Here is a 15,796-nt window from a genome sequence, read left to right as displayed (position 1 = left end):
AGGTGAGTCAGTATGGAGAAAAAGAAAAAAGGAAAAGCTCCAAAAGCTGAAAATGGAACAGTTGAAGTTGAAAAAAAGAGTATGAAGATGGGACTTATTTTACCTTTAATCCTGGTACTGGCAGTAGTCGGTAGTGTGATTGGAACAGTCGTAACAACTAAGTTTTTATTGCCCCCAACAACAGGTGTACAAGTTGCTGAAAAAGAAGGTAAACCCACTGTTTCAGAAGATCAAACCATTGTTCCATTAGATGAATTTGTTGTGAATTTAGCGAAAAGCGAAGGAAATCAACAATATATTCGTGTCAATCTTTCTGTATTGATTGAAGAAAAAGACAGTGAAGATTTTACTAAAAATGTTGCTTTAGTTAGAGACAGTATCGTCAATGTTTTGCGTCAAAAAAAAGCTAGCGATATTTTAGATACGCCAGAAGGTCTAGCGCAGTGGAAGGCAGAACTTAAAGAAACCATTAATCATGCGTACGGGACAGAAATCGTTAGTGATGTATATATTACTGATCTAGCAATTCAGTAGGAGCAGTTATGGAAATAATATTTTTATTAGTGAAGATGATTGTCTTTCTTTTTGTTTTATTATATGGAGCCAATCAATTGCTTCGCTATCTAAACAATCGCACACATCAAAATGGTGGGAAAACGTTACAAGTACTAGAAAGAATTGCAGTTAGCAAATCGTCTTTTATCGCCATTGTTAAAATTTTAGACAAATATTATGTGATGAGTTTATCGGAACAAACGAATGAAATTATTCGTGAGTTAACACCAGAAGAAGTGCAGAACTATCGTACGTCACAACAAATACCACAAGAAATTGTTCCTAAACAATTTTCGCAACTAATTCAAAAGAAAACGGAACAGTTAGCACGTAGAAAGAGGAATTCATCGAATGAAGAAAAGTAGTTTATGGTTGTGTTTACTAGGAATAGCAGTCACTATGTTGGTATTTCCTACGCAAGTTCATGCATTAGATGCAGAAGAAGTGACAAATACAATTAATGGTTTGCTTTCGAATACAGGTTCTTCTGACCAAACAATTAATACTTTTATCATGATGACTTTATTATCAATCATTCCGATTCTATTGGTAATGACCACATCGTTTACTCGAATTATTATGGTGTTATCTTTTGTACGTAATGCTTTAGGAACACAGCAAAATCCACCGAACCAAGTTTTAATTGGTTTGGCTTTGTTTTTGACTTTTTTTGTGATGCGCCCAGTTTATACAGACATCTATAATGATGCGATTCAGCCATTTCAAAATGAAGAAATTACACAACAAGAAGTTTTTGATCGCTCGGAAATTCGAATTAAAGAATTTATGTATGAGCAAACACGTGATAAAGATGTGGAATTATTTGTTGATTTAGCAGATGCACGTGGTCAATATGCGTCTTATGAAGAGTTGCCTATGACTATTTTAACACCCGCTTTTATTATTAGTGAATTACGAATTGCCTTTAGTATCGGCTTTTTGATTTTCATACCATTTTTGATTATCGATATGGTTGTAGCCAGTGTATTGATGTCGATGGGGATGTTTATGTTGTCACCAGTGATGATTTCCTTACCGTTTAAGCTCTTATTATTTGTGTTAGTCGATGGTTGGTATCTAGTAGTGGAATCGTTAATTAAGAGCTTTGCTTAGAAAGTAGGAAGAAAAATGTCTGTTGAATTAGTCTTAGATGTGATGCGTGAAGCGTTCATGAAAATCTTGTTAGTATCTGGTCCAGCAATTGTTGTGGCGATGGTGGTCGGATTAATTATTAGTATTTTTCAAGCAACCACGCAAATTCAAGAACAAACATTAAGTTTTGTGCCGAAACTTATGGCTATCTTTTTAACGCTCATGTTAGCTGGTAACTTCATGTTAAATTTACTTTTAGAATTTACGCAATCGATTTTTAAAATCATTGCTTCTTTATGAGGAAGTAAGATGGCACAAATTCAAGTTTTTTTATTTGTTTTTATTCGTATTCTTTCTTTTTTAGCTGTTTGTCCGGTATTTTCTCAAAAAGGAGTACCTATGATGGCAAAAGCAGTTTTAGGCGGCAGTTTTGTTGTCGGAGCTTGGCCATATGTTGAAGCTGCAACAACGACTTATCCAATTTTATTGTTTGCATTAATTAGTGTGAAGGAAGTATTACTTGGTCTAGCTATGGGTTACGTCACTCAATTAGTTTTTACAGGTGTTGAAATGGCAGGTAATATGATTGATTTTCAAGTAGGTTTTTCAATGGGACAAGCATTTGACCCAACGTTTGAAATGATGAGTTCACAATATGGGAAAGTTTATTATTGGCTGAGTTTAGCAATTGTATTTGTTTTAGACTTACATCATTTTTTGATTAAAGGTATGTTGCTATCCTTTCAGTTAATTCCGCTAGGTGCGTTACCTATTCAAGGGAGTACAGTTGAGGGGATTATCAAATTGTTTGTGGGAACGTTTGAAATGGCGGTTAATCTGGCAGCACCATTAGTAGTAGGTGTGTTAGTGATTGATGTTGTTTTAGGAGTTATTTCCAGAACGATTCCAAGTCTAAATGTTTTGATGTTAGGAATGCCTATTAAAAATGCGGTTAGTTTCGCATTATTTTTATTGGTTTTGCCAAACCTTGTCAGTTATTTAGGAAAGAAATTACCCGAAGCATTATTATTTTTACAAGAATTTATTCAATCGTTAAGTTAGTGAGGTGAGGACATTGGCAAAAGATGATAAAACAGAACAACCCACGCCCAAGCGTTTAAAAGATGCACGGGAACGTGGAGAAGTCGCTAAGAGTCAAGACTTATCATCTGCTGTAGCATTATTGGCTTTTGCCGGTTTACTAGTTCCTTTGTGGACATATATGATGAAACAACTTCTTCCTTACCTTATAACTTCGATAGAACATGTACATAATTATGGAAATTTATTACATGATTTACCTAAATTAGCTATCCAAGCAATTTTGGTCTTTATGTTAGCTTGTTTACCTTTTTTTGCAATAGCTGTTTTAATCGGTGTAATCGGAAATGTTGCCCAAGTAGGGTTGCTTTTTTCTACTAAAGCAATTAAACCGCAATTTAAAAAAATGAATCCTATCGAAGGAATCAAGCGCATGTTTGGCAAACAAACCTGGATGAATCTTTTTAAAACATTAATGAAATTCGCAATAGTTATTTACTTATGTTACATAAAAATTAAAGATGCCATTCCAGAATTAATGAATCTTAGTTCAGTGGGCACTGAAAAGCCTTTGCAATTTTTATTGGCTTTTGTTACCAGTTTAACGATTCAAATAGCCATTATTTTAGTTGCTTTAGCGATTATTGATTACTTTTTTCAACGTTACTCTCATCGTAAAAATTTACGAATGACCAAACAAGAAGTCAAAGAAGAGTTTAAACAAATGGAGGGAGATCCACAAGTGAAATCCCAACGTAAAGCGAAATATCAAGCGATGGTTCGTAATGCGATTGCAAATGTTAAAGACGCTACTGTTTTAATTACAAATCCAACGCATTATGCCATTGCGTTACGTTATGATCCAGCACAAGATGACGTTCCGGTAGTTTTAGCTAAAGGAGCAGATGAGCTTGCTCAACGTATGAAAGAAGAAGCGAAGATTCAAAAAATACCGATGATTGAAAACAAACCAGTAGCGCGTGCACTTTATCCAATTGTTGAAGCAGGCGAGCCGATTCCGGTTGAATGGTATGAAGCAATAGCTGAAATTATTGCTTTGGTTTATCAAATGGAAGAAAAAAATAAAGGGAAACTGTAATACGTTAGAAAGTGGGAGCAGAAATGAACGAAGCGACAAGTGGCAAAAAATTGAAAAAAATCAGTTATGCCGATGTAATCATCTCCTTTATAGTAGTCGGAGTAATTGGTTTAATTATTGTACCTTTGCCAGCAGCCGTCTTGGATTTTTTAATTATTGTTAATTTAACAATTGGTTTTAATATCTTGCTAATTACGTTGTTTACGAAAAATGTTTTGGAATTCTCTACTTTCCCAACTGTTTTACTGATTACAACTATGTTTCGTCTAGGTTTGAACTTGGCTTCTACTCGATTGATTTTGACTCAAGGAAATGCTGGACATGTAATTGACGCTTTTGCCAATGTAGTGACTGGTAGCAATTATATTGTCGGAATTATTTTATTCATCATTATTACAATTGTCCAATTAGTCGTGGTCACAAACGGAGCAGGTCGTGTATCGGAAGTTTCTGCACGGTTTACTTTAGATGCAATGCCTGGGAAACAAATGGCGATTGACTCAGACTTAAACTCTGGTTTGATTACAGAAGATCAAGCGCGTCAACGTCGTAAAGATTTACAACGAGAAGCAGATTTCTTTGGATCGATGGATGGTGCCAGCAAATTCGTAAAAGGTGATGCGATGGCTGGGATTATGATTACACTAATTAATTTAATTGGTGGTGCCGTTATTTTCTCTCTAAATGGTGATTTAACAGTTGGTGAAGCTTTTGCTCAGTTTGGTAAATTGTCTATTGGGGATGGACTAGTCAGTTCTATTCCAGCGTTATTAATTTCAGTGGCTTCTGGTGTCATCGTGACTCGTTCAGATAATTCACGTTCATTCGGGGCAGATTTAGCAGACGATTTTACAAGAAATCCGATATTGTTCCGCATTATTGCTGTTATCTTATTTATTTTAGCCATTGTACCTGGGTTTCCTTTTTTACCATTTGTTTTTATTGGTATTTGTTTAATGGGTCTGAGTTTTTTTATCAAGCAACAAGAAGAAAAAGCTATTATTCAGCAGAAAAAAGAAGAACAAAAATTGGCGTTACAAAGAAAAAAAGAACAACAAGAGGAAGAAGAATCTGTTTCAGCTTTTCAAGTTGAACCCATTTCAATTGAAATTGGCTATGCGTTGATTCCGATGGTTGATAGTTCTGTTGACAATAGTTTAATGAATCGAATTGTCGCTATTCGTAAGCAAAGTGCTCATGAGTTAGGTATTTTAGTTAATCCTGTTCGTATTCGAGATAATTTGTATCTTGAACCCAATAGTTATTCCATTAAAATCCGTGGAAATGAAGTAGGGAGTGGCGAAATTTATCCCAATAAATTTATGATTATTAGTCAGGGAGAACCCTTTCCGTTTGAAGGACAATTAACCAAAGAGCCGGCGTTTAATTTAGATGCTATGTGGATTGATGAGAGAGATCGCGATGCTGCAGATTTACAAGGTTTTACGATTATTGAACCGCTAACCGTTATTGCGACGCATTTAAAAGAAATTATTTATAATCACGCCTCTGAATTATTAGGACGTCAAGAAGTGAAAAAATTACTTGAAGGTATTAAAGACCAATACAATGTTGTTATTGACGAATTAATCCCTGATATCATGCGTTTGGGAGAAGTACAAAAAGTTTTACAAAACTTATTAGATGAACAGATTCCCATTAACGATTTAGCTTCTATTTTAGAAACACTTGCTGATTATGGTTTAGTAACCAAAGATGTTGAAACGTTAACTGAATATGTACGGCAATCATTGAAACGTACAATTTCAGCCAAATATGCGGATGGGAATCATTCAATCAATGTTGTGGTGATTCATCCGAAAATTGAAGATATTATCATGCAAAGTATTCAAAAAACAGCGACAGGTTCTTATCCAGTATTAAAACCAGAAACGGTGAGTCAAATTTTGGAAAGTTTAGGCAACACGCATCAACACTTGATGATGGAAAATATCCCACATGTCATTTTAGCTTCACCAAAAATTCGTTTAGCTTTTAGAAAGTTAATTTCATTTAATTTTCCTGATATTGCGGTGTTGTCATTAAATGAAATACCAAATGAGATGATGATTGAAACAGTAGGGAGTTTAGAATTGCAATAATAAGAAAGGGGTGCTTGGGATGTATGCAGTGAATATGGAAGATGAAATCATCAAATATTTACCACTAGTTGAACGAGTTGTCAATCGAATAGGAATTAAAAGCCAAGAATATGAAAAAGGCGATTTGTTTAATATCGGTGTGATTGGTTTGATGGATGCGTTACATAAATTTGACGCATCGAAAAAAGTTCCTTTTGAAAGTTATGCAGCTATTCGTATTCGAGGAGCAATCATTGATGAAGTTCGTAAAAATGCCAAACTTTCTCGTTATAAAATGGCCCGTGTGAACGCATATTACCAAGTAAAACAAAGTCTGGAGCAAGAGTTAAAACGTGAAGTGACTGACAATGAAATTTGTAAAGAATTGGAAATTGATTCTAAACAATTAGGAGAGATTTTTGATAGCATTCATTATTTAGCCAGTATGTCTTTGGAAGATACCTTGTTCAATCAAGAAGATGAAGGTATTGAGTTAAAAGATACGATTAAAGATACGTCAATTATTAGTGCCGAAGAACAGATGCTAGAAGTCGAGCATAAGCAAGCGTTGCAAGTAGGCATTCAAAAATTGACGGAAAGAGAACAGCTTTTGTTGAGTTTATATTATAAAGAAGAATTGACCCTAAGAGAAATTGCTGAAGTGTTAGATGTGTCAATCGCAAGAGTTTCACAAATTCATGGAAAAACAATCAGTAAACTAAAACAGATTATTCAGGAGGAAATGTCATGATACGTGCATTTGATACATTAACTAACCAATTTGATATTTTACAAAAACGCCAAGAAAATATTAGTAGCAACATGGCGAACGTTCAAACACCAGGTTTTCAATCGAAACAATTATTTCAGCAAACATTAGAAGAAGTTGATGTGTTTAACTATCAAAACGGTGGACGTTTAAATCGTCGCAATGATATCGGTTCATTGGTTTTTAGCAATGAATTGGCAGGCTCTACGTTGAATACTGAAAGAGGTGCCCTACAAGAAACGTCACGTCCAACTGATTTTGCTTTAGGTGAAGGATATTTTGCGGTACAAATGCCAAATGGCGAAGTTGGGTATACACGTAATGGTAACTTTATTTTGAATAATCAAAATCAATATGTGACTCAAGAAGGATATTCAGTGCTCAATCAAACTAACCAGCCAGCGACCTTAGCAGCCCCCAATTTTCGAGTGGTCACATTTGCAAATTCACAAAATTTAACGAGTGAAGGCGATACATATTATACAAGCGATGAACAACCACAAGTAGTTAATAATCCTCGTATTTATCAAGGGTATCTTGAGCAAGCAAATGTACAAGTAGCCGATGAAATGGTCGCAATGATTCAAGCAACAAGAGAATTCGAAGCCAATCAAAAAGTTTTGAGCACAACGAATGAAACTTTGCGTAAAGCAGTCAATGATTTAGGTAGATTTTAGTAGGGAGAGAAGACAATGAATTTAAATAGCTTATTACACGTAAGTAAATCAGGAATTAATGGCTTACAACAAAGTCTGGATAGAACTGCCAATAATATTGCCAATGTAAATACGACTGGCTATAAAGAAAAGCAAACAAGCTTTCGCGAACTTTTAACTAACCAAACGACCGCTCAAGAAGTCAATCTTCCAGTAAATGCAGAAGTAGCATTTAATCGCGGAGTAGAAACAACACAACAAAGCGTTGTTTTTAGACAAGGGGCTTTACGTGCGTCTGATTCACCGTTGGACTTGGCAATACAAGGCGAGGGATTTTTCGGTGTGCGTGATGCCAATAATCAGTTATTGCTAACGCGTGATGGTAAATTTGGTTTTGATGCCAATGGAACATTAGTCAATAGTCAAGGTTTGCGTGTGGATACGACCCTAACAGTACCTTACCAGCAATGGCCACAAGGAAAACCAGTGATTGATCAAGCGGGGAATATTTCGATTACCGCTAATGGAACATCAACTCCTGTGGGACGAGTGATGATGTATTTACCAGAAAATCCCGAAATAATAGTGCCTACTGGCGATAATTTATATCAAGTTGAGCCAGGTACAGTTGTGAGAAATTCCAATGAAAATATTGAAGGATTAGGAACCATACAACAATCGATGCTTGAAAATTCAAATGTTGAATTAGCTCGGTCAATGACTGAAATGATTACAACGCAACGTGCCTATTCATTAAATACGCGTGTATTACAAAGTACAGATGAAATGTTAAGTATTGTTAATCGTTTTACGGATTAAGGTGAGTCATAAATGATTAAAGTCAAAAATGCGAGCAAAAATTACAAAAATGGTGCAGATTGGGCATTAAAAAAAATCTCTTTTCAGATGCAAGCCGGCGAATTTATTTATTTAGTCGGCCCCAGTGGTTCAGGAAAATCAACACTCTTGAAATTACTTACTCGACAAGAAAAATTAACGAGCGGTTCAATTCAAGTGAATAATATTTTAGTGGATAAAATTAGTGATTCTAAATTATATTTATTGCGACGAAAACTGGGCATTGTGACGCAAGAAGATCTTTTCTTACCGCAGCATACAGCTTTTCAAAATATTGCTTTTGCTATTGAAGTGGTCGAAAAGAATCCTCAACCTGAAATGATCTATCAAAGAACTACCACAGTATTAGAACAAGTGGGCATGTTGGATTGTCAAGACAAGTTAATTACAGAACTTTCAATTGGCCAACGTAAGCGAATTGCGATTGCTCGTGCATTGGTAAATAATCCGTTAGTTTTACTTGCTGATGAACCCACGGCTAATTTAGATATAAAGTCATCTGTTGAAATGATGAAAATTTTTTTGCGAATTCACGATGCGGGGACGTCTGTGATTATTGCAACGCATGATAGTACAATGGTAAATTCAATTCGCAAACGTGTATTGGAACTGGATAATGGTCAATTGGTTCGCGATGAAAAATTTGGTGGCTATACACGAATTTCTGACCCAAAAGATGTATATGTTTGGTAAGTCTTGCTTTAAATTTGTCAAAAATATCCGATAGTTAAATCAGAACTATCATTTTTTGGCCAAAAGGAGGGGACTTAGATACGTCTTGGATAGTGTCTAATTAATTTATTAATATATGTTGTTGAAAGAAAGGGTAGCTCAATGAAAGAAAAAAGACGTTTTTTTTCACGTATTCCACTAAGTATAGTTGTTTCATTTGTTAGTACGGTAATTGTTTTATTTGCTTGTTACATGTTTGTATTAAAACCTAGTGATAATGACTTACTTACGCAACAGTTTGTTCGCTTTTCTGCGATTGTCTTGCTTTTAGAAATCGTTCTTTCGATTGTTGTAACTACAATGTCTAAGAGAAAAACCGATGCAGTGTTAACGCAATTGTTAGAACAGTTACAATATGTTAACCAAGGTGATTTTCAACATTTAGAGAACACTGAAATTGCAACAAAACATCCAATTATTCAAAATGTAATTGAACGATTTAGTGGTATTGCGAATACCTTTAAAGCCTTAATTCTAGGGATGAAAGACGAAAGCTCCCGCATGACTGATATGGCAGCTCAATTAGATGAAACTGCCCACGATATTCGATCAGCTGTTGAAAATATTCAAGGTAATATGGATCGTATTGCAGATTCCGCAAGTACAGAAGCTGCAGATGCTGAAAAAACAGTGCAAGAAACCGATGAACTAGCTAATGGCATTGAAGCCATTCACCGCGATGTTAAACAAATTGATAGCTATATTGACCAAGCAAAAAATAGTAATATTCGTAACGCTGAATTAATGTTTAAAGTATTTGAACGCTGGGAAACTGAGCGTTTGGGGCAATCGCAACTTGTTGAAGAAATGAAAGAAATGAATCAAGATATTCAAAGCATTGGACAAATTGTTCAATTAATTAACGATATTTCGGAGCAAACCAACTTATTAGCATTAAATGCTTCAATTGAAGCAGCTCGTGCAGGGGAAGCGGGTCATGGTTTTGCAATTGTTGCGGATGAAGTTCGGACATTAGCTGAACAAAGTAGTCAATCAACGAAGAACATTCGCAATATTATGGAAAATATTCGCAATAAATCTGAACATATGGTAACCACAGTAACGACTTCTTTTGAAAATGGTGAAAAACAAACACAAACCTTAAACAAAGCAATTGAGTCATCGAATGAAATCACCGATGTTGTAGATTCATTTATTACCAGCATTCAATCAGTGGAAACGCATATTAAAAATATTGTAGCGAAAAAGGATTTAGTTCAACGTTCAGTTAATAACATTTCAAATGCAATTTCGGATACTTCAGCGAGCACGCAAGAAGTAAGCTCTAATTTAGAAAACGTTTCAATTATTATTGAGAAGTTTGAATCAGAAATCCAAGAAATTGCAACAATGGCTAGTATTCTTAAATTTCAAGTAGATCACTTTAAGTTGTAAAAGGAAAAAATGAAAAAGGAAGAAAATAAATATGGAGCAGTATGTTGTTTTTAAAAGTCACAATCAACTATTTGCCATTCGAGTTACAAATGTTGACCGTGTTATTGAAGCGAATCGATTCATTGAATTGCCTGAAGTAGCAGAATTTATTTTAGGTGTTTATGAATATCATGACAATATGGTGCCAATTGTTGATGTGCGTAAAAAATTATTTAATCAATTTTCAGAACAAATAGAAGAAAGCAAAGTCATTTTATGTCGTTTTGAAGGTCACTCGCAAGGATTATATGTAGAAGATATTATTGGGATTTCTTATATGGAAGAAACCAATTATGAACAAGATTTAGTCAAATCTTTACTAAAAAAAGGTTACATCGAAAAATTTTTGAAATTAGAAAATGAAGTTGTCATGCTATTGGAACTTGACTATCTATTTAATAATGAACAAACACAAGCTGCTTTCCAAGAGCTTGAACAGTTGACTGATGTCGAGGATACCATTGATGATGCAGACTGAAATTAGAGTAGGTATTTCTGATTATAAGTTAGGAAAAGCCCCTAATAAATTAATTACAGTAGGTTTGGGTTCGTGTATTGGGACAATTATCTATGACGAAAAAACCAAAGTAGGCGGATTAAGTCATATCATGCTACCGGATAGCACGATGTTCATCGGTAAACAAGACATAAAAATTGCTAAGTTTGCTGATCTTGCCTTACCACAAATGGTAACTGAATTAAAACAACAAGTACCATTGCCACGCCTAAAAGCAAAAATTGTGGGCGGTGCCAGTATGTTTGGTTTTAATGCTAGTGCTGCCTCTATTGGGATTGGCCAAAGAAATATTGAAGCAGTGGAAAAAGTTTTAAAAGAACTACGAATTCCAATTGTAGCGAAACATGTTGGGGGAAATGCTGGTCGGACAATGATTGTTGATTTAAACGATTTTAAAACGACTGTCCGAATTGTTAATCAAGAAGTGGTTTACATTTAAAGGAGGAGACTAGATGGATATTTTGGTAGTAGATGATTCTGCATTCATGAGAAAGATTGTTACAGACTTATTAGAAAAAATGCCAAATATTCACGTCTCTAATGCGGCGAGAAATGGAAAACATGCGTTGAAATTGTTACAAGATAAACAGCCAGACTTAGTACTATTAGATGTTGAAATGCCAATTTTAAATGGATTAGACACATTAAAAGAGATTAAACGTCTGTATGACCTTCCTGTAATTATGCTTAGCGCACTCTCCAATAAAGATATTACGATTGAAGCACTAGCTTTAGGTGCGGCCGATTTCGTTGAGAAACCGACAAACATTAGAGAAATCCAAGATGAGTGGATTCGTGAATTTTACGGGAAAATTAAAAGTATTCATGCGCAGAATCGTCGTGTGCCACGACGCGTGGAGCGTATTGAAAAAGTTGATACTACTACACCAACTATTACAGAACGCTCATTACCTAGTCGTATTCAAGCCATTGTGATTGGCGCGTCTACAGGTGGTCCCAAAGCACTCTTGAAAATTAGTCAATCTTTGCCTGCAAATTTAAACGTACCGATTTTTATTGTCCAACATATGCCAAAAGGATTTACCACTTCTTTTGCGAAGAGAATGGATGATGAAAGTGCTGTTTCTGTCAAAGAAGCACAAGATGGCATGTCAATTGAAAAATGCGTGTATCTTTGTCCAGGAGATTATCATATGACAATCACTCAAGGTAAAATTAGCCTGAATCAAGAAGCTAAAATTCATGGTACCCGACCAGCAGTTGATTATTTATTTAAATCTGCTGCACAAGTGTACCGCCGTGAATTGATTGGTGTGATTTTGACAGGAATGGGAAAAGACGGCGCAGAAGGTATGCGCGAAATCCAACGATTTGGCGGATACACCATTGCACAAGATAAAGAATCAAGTGTCGTTTTTGGGATGCCACGTCAAGCGATTATGTCTGGCGTAGTAAATGAGGTTCTAAGTTTAGAAGAAATTGGTCCGAAACTAAGACAAATGGTGAGGTGAGCTAGATGCAACTAAATTTTGAATTTTTTAATAAATGGGTCAAAGATAAGTTAGGCATTCAGTTGGATGCATATAAAGAAAAACAAATGCAACGACGAATCGCTAATATTGTGGAATCTCGTGGAGTTAAAACGTTAGAAGCTTATGCAAAACTTTTAGAACGTGATCCTGTAGCGAAACAAGAATTTTTGGAACATATTACCATTAATGTGACAGAATTCTATCGTAACCGAGATTTATTTGATACGTTTGAAAAAAATCTTGTCAAATTAAATCAGCAATTTCCACGTTTGAAAATTTGGAGTGCAGCATGTTCGATAGGTGCTGAACCCTATACGTTAGCGATGATTTTACAAAAAAATAAAATTCAAACTGCAAAAATTATTGCAACAGATATTGATCGGACAATTCTCCAAAAAGCAAAAGACGCCACCTATAAACCCAATGAAATTAAGAATATTCCAACGGTTGATCGCGATTTATATTTCAATAAACTTGCTAATGAGCAATATCAATTAAAAGATCCAATTAAACGACAAGTAATGTTCAAAAAGCATGATTTGTTAAAAGATCGTTACGAAGATAAATGTCACATCATTGTTTGTCGAAATGTCACCATTTATTTTAAAAATGATGCGCGTGATGAAGTGTATCGCAAATTTAGCGAGTCACTACTACCTGGAGGCATTCTATTTACAGGAGCAACAGAAACAATCAATTTTTCAGAGAAATTTGGATTGAAAAAAATTGATTCGTTTATTTATCAAAAAATGTAGAATTAGGAGTGGAAGAAGTCGTGGATGATAACAGTATTTATCGTACACTATTCTTCGAAGAAACAGATGACCATCTACAACAGTTAAATGACAATGTATTGGAATTAGAAAGTAATCCCAATGATGCCAGCCTATTGAATGAAATCTTTCGTTCAGCTCATACCTTAAAAGGGATGGCAGCAACGATGGGCTATGATGTGATGACCGAATTAACTCATAAAATGGAAAATATCTTTGAAAAATTCAAAGAAGGTTCGGTTGATGTAACAAGTAGTTCAATCTCATTAGTTTTTCGTTGTTTGGATAAGTTATCTAGCTTAGTCGAAGATTTACGTGAAGAAAAAGAGTTAACGCATGAATCAATTGAAGGTTTATTAGCGGAATTAAATATAGTTGAACAAGGCTCAATTCAAGAATCAACTCAAGAATCAGAACCTACAGATGTCGTTGTCGATGTTCCTCAAGCAAATGATTTAGTTGTGGGCTTTAGACAATTGGAAGATAGTGATTTGCATGTTATTAAAAGTGCAATTAACGATGATTATCAATCGTATAGTATCTCTGTTCGTCTAGAAGAAGATTCCTTGTTGAAAGGACCTCGTGCCTTTTTAATAATGGAAAAATTAGAACAAGAAGGCGATATTCTCCATACGGAACCGACTACTGAAGCACTAGAAGAAGGTGATTTTGATTCGGATTTCCACGTTATTTATCTAACGAAAAATGAGTCAGAACGTGTGTTAGAAAATCTAATGGGAAATAGCGAAGTGGAAGAAGTCAAAGTGGAACATTTTGATGAGACACGTCATATTCTAGGAGCACAACTATTTGAACCACTACCAGTTGAAGACGTAGAAATTGTTCAAGTAGCAACAGTGGATGAAGAAACAGTGGAAAAAGCAGTAGAGCCTACTGTAGTGAATGAGCCAAAAACGGAAACAACGAATAAACCTGCGCAACAACACCATAACAACAATAATAATCAATCAATTCGGGTTGATTTATCACGTTTAGATTTATTTTTAAATCTTGTTTCGGAACTAGTGGTTTATCGTAACCAATTAGAAGAAGTAAGCACTCGTGCCAATATAGCAGATATTAAAGAATCACTTGAGCAAGTTTCTCGTTTAACTTCAGAATTACAAGATTTAGTTTTGAAGATTCGTATGCAGCAAGTCAAAGTTGTGTTTAGCCGTTTCCCACGAATGGTCCGCGATTTGTCCAACGAATTAAACAAAGAAATGGATTTAATTATTACGGGGGAAGAAACAGAGCTAGATAAAACAGTTGTTTCTGAATTGAGTGAACCCCTTGTTCATTTATTAAGAAACTCAGTCGATCATGGAATTGAGCTGCCAGAAGAGCGGGAGCGTTTAGGCAAAGAACGTAAAGGAACCATTCGCTTGTCTGCATTTCAAGAAGGAAATCAAGTCATGATTACGATTGAAGATGACGGAAAAGGGTTGGATCCAGCAGTCATTGGTGCAAGCGCTGAAAGAAAAGGGATATCTATAGATGGGTTAAATGATGAAGAAATTCAACAATTAATTTTCCATCCAGGTTTCTCAACAGCTAAAGAAGTCACCAATATTTCTGGTCGCGGGGTAGGCATGGATGTTGTAAAATCGAAAATCACTTCATTGGGTGGAACGATAGAACTACGTAGCCAAGTCAATGTAGGTACGCTTTTTATTATCAAACTGCCATTGACCTTGTCCATTATCGAAGCATTAATGGTTCGAATAGGAAATGAAAATTTTGCTATTCCATTAGATATTGTGGAACGTGTCGTAATGATTCGCGAAGCAGAAATCGAAGAAACATTGAACGAGGAAGTTTATGAATTCCAAGGGGAAATGATCCCGATTATTCGCACGAATGAATTATTAGGAGTCGAAACGAATCACACAGGTAAACACTATGCCATCATTGTGAATATCGATCAACGTTATTACGGTATTTTATCGGATGAATTAATCGGGCAACAAGAAATTGTAATTAAGAAAATTGATAATATCTTACAACAAATTAGAAAGTATCAAGGCGCAACGATATTAGGAGATGGCTCCATTGCCCTTATCCTAGATATCAATGCGATTTGTCATGATCAGAGGAAATAACAGATGGCTTATACAGATTTACAATTAGATGGATTAAGAGAAATTATCAATATCGGCGGTGGTCATGCAGCAACGAGCATCTCCATGATGGTTAACCGCACGATAGATATGCGTGTACCTGAAGTTGAAATTTTAAGTTATGACAAACTTTATGAACAAATTTTATCAGAAAATGAAGAAGTGTATGCGGTAGTTAGTCAAATTTTAGGTGATGTCCGTGGCGTATTTTTATTTGTGTTAACAAACTCAGCTGCAGATAAAATGACTGAATTTATGATAGGAACTACTGATTTTAATGATGAAGTCAAACATTCTGCTGTGAATGAGCTGACGAATATCGTTTCGAATTCTTTTTTAGGTGCGATTGGTAGTTTTTTAAATAATCAATTGCTTTCATCTTTACCTATGATACAATATGATTATTTTGGTGCGATTATTAGTAGTATTTACATGGAATTAAATCAGTTTGATGATCAAATTATGGTTATTCGTAATGAGTTTACGTACGATGCAGATAAATTAGACGCGTCTTTGTTTTTTATACCAGAAGAAGGCGTTATTGAAAAATTTTTAACAACTTTAGGAATTTGAGGA

Annotated in this window: 18 protein-coding genes; all 18 read left to right on the top strand. The window is 35.2% G+C overall.

Going from position 1 to position 15,796, the window contains the following annotated elements; all coding sequences use genetic code 11:
• The first annotated feature begins 12 nt into the window (after positions 1-12).
• The 18 genes from AC4BC7_RS09250 (at position 13) to AC4BC7_RS09165 (ending at position 15,793) form a co-directional block, all read left to right on the top strand.
• Entirely contained in the window at positions 13-534 is a 522-nt protein-coding gene (locus AC4BC7_RS09250) for a flagellar basal body-associated FliL family protein (protein ID WP_490502698.1), read from the top strand.
• Positions 535-542: 8 nt separating this feature from the next.
• Positions 543-920 carry a flagellar biosynthetic protein FliO gene (locus AC4BC7_RS09245; protein WP_490502697.1) on the top strand — a complete coding sequence of 126 codons (378 nt, stop codon included), beginning with the start codon at positions 543-545 and terminating at the stop codon, positions 918-920.
• Positions 907-1,668, top strand: a complete 762-nt coding sequence (fliP, locus tag AC4BC7_RS09240; protein WP_490502696.1) for a flagellar type III secretion system pore protein FliP — start codon at positions 907-909, stop codon at positions 1,666-1,668. Before AC4BC7_RS09245 ends, fliP begins: the two co-directional genes overlap by 14 nt.
• A 15-nt stretch (positions 1,669-1,683) precedes the next feature.
• Positions 1,684-1,947 (top strand): flagellar biosynthesis protein FliQ, encoded by a 264-nt coding sequence (fliQ, locus tag AC4BC7_RS09235; RefSeq protein WP_207942447.1) that lies wholly within the window; start codon positions 1,684-1,686, stop codon positions 1,945-1,947.
• A gap of 9 nt (positions 1,948-1,956) precedes the next feature.
• Entirely contained in the window at positions 1,957-2,709 is a 753-nt protein-coding gene (locus AC4BC7_RS09230) for a flagellar biosynthetic protein FliR (RefSeq protein ID WP_207942446.1), read from the top strand.
• Between the two features lie 13 nt (positions 2,710-2,722).
• A complete protein-coding gene (gene flhB, locus AC4BC7_RS09225; RefSeq protein WP_490502695.1) occupies positions 2,723-3,787 on the top strand; it encodes a flagellar biosynthesis protein FlhB in 1,065 nt (354 codons plus the stop codon).
• Positions 3,788-3,810: 23 nt separating this feature from the next.
• Positions 3,811-5,889 carry a flagellar biosynthesis protein FlhA gene (gene flhA, locus AC4BC7_RS09220; RefSeq protein WP_207942444.1) on the top strand — a complete coding sequence of 693 codons (2,079 nt, stop codon included), beginning with the start codon at positions 3,811-3,813 and terminating at the stop codon, positions 5,887-5,889.
• A 19-nt stretch (positions 5,890-5,908) separates the two neighbouring features.
• Positions 5,909-6,619: a sigma-70 family RNA polymerase sigma factor gene (locus tag AC4BC7_RS09215; protein ID WP_207942443.1), complete on the top strand. Its 711-nt coding sequence runs from the start codon at positions 5,909-5,911 to the stop codon at positions 6,617-6,619.
• Positions 6,616-7,314, top strand: coding sequence for a flagellar hook-basal body protein (locus tag AC4BC7_RS09210; RefSeq protein WP_490502694.1), 699 nt, complete (start codon positions 6,616-6,618; stop codon positions 7,312-7,314). The genes AC4BC7_RS09215 and AC4BC7_RS09210 overlap by 4 nt, the downstream gene beginning before the upstream one ends.
• A 15-nt stretch (positions 7,315-7,329) precedes the next feature.
• The gene (locus tag AC4BC7_RS09205; RefSeq protein ID WP_490502693.1) at positions 7,330-8,112 is read left to right on the top strand and encodes a flagellar hook-basal body protein; all 783 of its coding nucleotides are present in this window, start codon (positions 7,330-7,332) and stop codon (positions 8,110-8,112) included.
• Positions 8,113-8,124: 12 nt separating this feature from the next.
• Positions 8,125-8,844, top strand: a complete 720-nt coding sequence (locus tag AC4BC7_RS09200; protein ID WP_207942440.1) for a cell division ATP-binding protein FtsE — start codon at positions 8,125-8,127, stop codon at positions 8,842-8,844.
• 141 nt (positions 8,845-8,985) lie between these two features.
• Complete coding sequence (locus AC4BC7_RS09195) at positions 8,986-10,278, top strand: methyl-accepting chemotaxis protein (RefSeq protein WP_207942439.1); 1,293 nt, start codon at positions 8,986-8,988, stop codon at positions 10,276-10,278.
• Positions 10,279-10,309: 31 nt separating this feature from the next.
• A complete protein-coding gene (locus AC4BC7_RS09190; protein ID WP_207942438.1) occupies positions 10,310-10,795 on the top strand; it encodes a chemotaxis protein CheW in 486 nt (161 codons plus the stop codon).
• Positions 10,764-11,273, top strand: a complete 510-nt coding sequence (locus tag AC4BC7_RS09185) for a chemotaxis protein CheD (protein ID WP_422389686.1) — start codon at positions 10,764-10,766, stop codon at positions 11,271-11,273. Before AC4BC7_RS09190 ends, AC4BC7_RS09185 begins: the two co-directional genes overlap by 32 nt.
• A 13-nt stretch (positions 11,274-11,286) precedes the next feature.
• The gene (locus tag AC4BC7_RS09180; protein ID WP_207942436.1) at positions 11,287-12,306 is read left to right on the top strand and encodes a protein-glutamate methylesterase/protein-glutamine glutaminase; all 1,020 of its coding nucleotides are present in this window, start codon (positions 11,287-11,289) and stop codon (positions 12,304-12,306) included.
• 5 nt (positions 12,307-12,311) lie between these two features.
• On the top strand, positions 12,312-13,082 hold the full coding sequence (locus AC4BC7_RS09175; RefSeq protein WP_207942435.1) for a CheR family methyltransferase: 771 nt from the start codon (positions 12,312-12,314) through the stop codon (positions 13,080-13,082).
• Positions 13,083-13,102: 20 nt separating this feature from the next.
• On the top strand, positions 13,103-15,202 hold the full coding sequence (locus tag AC4BC7_RS09170; protein ID WP_207942434.1) for a chemotaxis protein CheW: 2,100 nt from the start codon (positions 13,103-13,105) through the stop codon (positions 15,200-15,202).
• Positions 15,203-15,205: 3 nt separating this feature from the next.
• Entirely contained in the window at positions 15,206-15,793 is a 588-nt protein-coding gene (locus AC4BC7_RS09165; protein WP_207942433.1) for a chemotaxis protein CheC, read from the top strand.
• The last annotated feature ends 3 nt before the right edge of the window (positions 15,794-15,796 follow it).

Source organism: Enterococcus sp. AMC1623 (genome assembly GCF_058216495.1).
Note: the sequence above shows the minus strand (reverse complement) of the source record. Positions and strands in the feature narration are given on the sequence as shown.

Excerpts from the sequence above, each read along its gene's own strand:
- AC4BC7_RS09250 (WP_490502698.1), top strand. The coding sequence starts at position 13 with ATGGAGAAAAAGAAAAAAGGAAAAGCTCCAAAAGCTGAAAATGGAACA.
- AC4BC7_RS09245 (WP_490502697.1), top strand. The coding sequence starts at position 543 with ATGGAAATAATATTTTTATTAGTGAAGATGATTGTCTTTCTTTTTGTT.
- fliP (WP_490502696.1), top strand. The coding sequence starts at position 907 with ATGAAGAAAAGTAGTTTATGGTTGTGTTTACTAGGAATAGCAGTCACT.
- fliQ (WP_207942447.1), top strand. The coding sequence starts at position 1,684 with ATGTCTGTTGAATTAGTCTTAGATGTGATGCGTGAAGCGTTCATGAAA.
- AC4BC7_RS09230 (WP_207942446.1), top strand. The coding sequence starts at position 1,957 with ATGGCACAAATTCAAGTTTTTTTATTTGTTTTTATTCGTATTCTTTCT.
- flhA (WP_207942444.1), top strand. The coding sequence starts at position 3,811 with ATGAACGAAGCGACAAGTGGCAAAAAATTGAAAAAAATCAGTTATGCC.
- AC4BC7_RS09215 (WP_207942443.1), top strand. The coding sequence starts at position 5,909 with ATGTATGCAGTGAATATGGAAGATGAAATCATCAAATATTTACCACTA.
- AC4BC7_RS09210 (WP_490502694.1), top strand. The coding sequence starts at position 6,616 with ATGATACGTGCATTTGATACATTAACTAACCAATTTGATATTTTACAA.
- AC4BC7_RS09205 (WP_490502693.1), top strand. The coding sequence starts at position 7,330 with ATGAATTTAAATAGCTTATTACACGTAAGTAAATCAGGAATTAATGGC.
- AC4BC7_RS09200 (WP_207942440.1), top strand. The coding sequence starts at position 8,125 with ATGATTAAAGTCAAAAATGCGAGCAAAAATTACAAAAATGGTGCAGAT.
- AC4BC7_RS09195 (WP_207942439.1), top strand. The coding sequence starts at position 8,986 with ATGAAAGAAAAAAGACGTTTTTTTTCACGTATTCCACTAAGTATAGTT.
- AC4BC7_RS09190 (WP_207942438.1), top strand. The coding sequence starts at position 10,310 with ATGGAGCAGTATGTTGTTTTTAAAAGTCACAATCAACTATTTGCCATT.
- AC4BC7_RS09185 (WP_422389686.1), top strand. The coding sequence starts at position 10,764 with ATGTCGAGGATACCATTGATGATGCAGACTGAAATTAGAGTAGGTATT.
- AC4BC7_RS09180 (WP_207942436.1), top strand. The coding sequence starts at position 11,287 with ATGGATATTTTGGTAGTAGATGATTCTGCATTCATGAGAAAGATTGTT.
- AC4BC7_RS09175 (WP_207942435.1), top strand. The coding sequence starts at position 12,312 with ATGCAACTAAATTTTGAATTTTTTAATAAATGGGTCAAAGATAAGTTA.
- AC4BC7_RS09165 (WP_207942433.1), top strand. The coding sequence starts at position 15,206 with ATGGCTTATACAGATTTACAATTAGATGGATTAAGAGAAATTATCAAT.